1 pseudogene is annotated in these 866 nt (G+C 41.2%); it reads right to left on the bottom strand.

Annotated elements, in window-relative coordinates:
• A pseudogene (locus tag DEO48_RS26585) lies at positions 1-717 on the bottom strand (hypothetical protein); the annotation flags it as partial.
• Positions 718-866 lie beyond the last annotated feature (149 nt).

Genomic DNA, 866 nt, shown 5'->3' with positions numbered 1-866 from the left:
ATTGAATTTATTTCTTCTTATATTGTAGCCATTGAAACCGCCATTGATTCTTGCGGTAATCATATTGAAATCATCCTTTTCTGCTGAAGAACAACAATCGGTATTAATGCAGAAATACCAAAAACCTGATAAAAATGAATATGGCAAAGCCGATATTTTATTATACGTCTTATTAGCTTCATTCGTGAAATTTTGATTTGCATAGTTTCCGTAAGCTTTGTAGTTTTCATATTCTGTTAATTGCATAATTCCACGACCGTAGTAAGGCGCGTAATCCTTCGAGTCTCCGCCATGTTCTATCATGGTACTAAAGTTACCAGTTTCACAGCATATCTGTGATAAAAAATGACTTTTAGTTCGACAAGTAGTAATTCCATTCCAGGGCATCCAGAGATTCAGCAAATCAAGATAGTTTTTTAAATCAGTTTCGTTTTTACAACCTGTTGCGATCTTTTTAAATTCATCCATAGTGATATCCCGATCACAGGCGCAAGTAGAAGGTAATTTTTCTTCCTGATGTTTCACGGGTTTATGTGCGGCTTGCGCATGTTGTGGCGTACCTAAATCAAACACTGAAGCCCGCATAGCTGAAGGGCTCAGGACCATGTGATCGGTGCTGTATTTTGCTTTTACACAGGAGGGAAGCAATTCCGCCATGCAGGGGCAGGTGCTCTTACTGTGGATGGAGCCAGCAAGACCGATACCTTTGTAAGACATTTTAGGAACGGACCCCATTATCTGATAAACCTTGCCATCCTTGCCACACGTTACTGAATCACCAGCCCTTGCCACTTGCATATTCGCACGGTGATCGATCGCCAGTTCGCACCGTAGTCGATCATGATTTCGCATCGTGTTCGATCGCG

This window comes from Enterobacter sp. CGMCC 5087, assembly GCF_003144775.1.
Lineage (GTDB): Bacteria > Pseudomonadota > Gammaproteobacteria > Enterobacterales > Enterobacteriaceae > Enterobacter > Enterobacter cloacae_M.
Note: the sequence above shows the minus strand (reverse complement) of the source record. Positions and strands in the feature narration are given on the sequence as shown.